1 protein-coding gene is annotated in these 389 nt (G+C 72.8%); it reads right to left on the minus strand.

The features are described 5' to 3' along the window. On the minus strand, positions 1 to 361 hold a 361-nt coding region (locus E0D90_RS26115; RefSeq protein WP_369008447.1), incomplete at its 3' end, for a trypsin-like serine peptidase. Positions 362 to 389 lie beyond the last annotated feature (28 nt).

Raw genomic sequence — 389 nt, forward strand, 5'->3', positions numbered from 1 at the left:
CGGTGTCGGGGACGGGTTCGAAGGCCAGCCGGTTGGCGCCGTGTGTCTCCTGGAGGGTGCGTCCCTCGCGGGGTTCGACGGTCAGGAACGCGTAGTCGTGCGGCAGGATCTCGCTGAGCGTGCGGCTGACGTCCCAGGCTTCGGGGAGGTGGACCTCGGCGACCGGCCAGCCGTCCTCCTGGTAGGTGTCGAAGCCGTCGGCGTAGCCGGGGAGGAACCAGGCGTCCCCGGGGGCGGCGGTGCCCGGCTCCTGGACGCAGTGGGCGGCGGTGGCGACCACGCCCCCGTTGGCGGCGTCCACGATCGCGCCCGAGCACATCCGCAGCTGGCCGTCCTCGGTCTCCCAGATCAGTTTGCCCACCGTGGAGACGGTGCCGTCCATGGGCCGC

The sequence above is a fragment of the Streptomyces otsuchiensis genome (assembly GCF_004305975.1).
Lineage (GTDB): Bacteria > Actinomycetota > Actinomycetes > Streptomycetales > Streptomycetaceae > Streptomyces > Streptomyces otsuchiensis.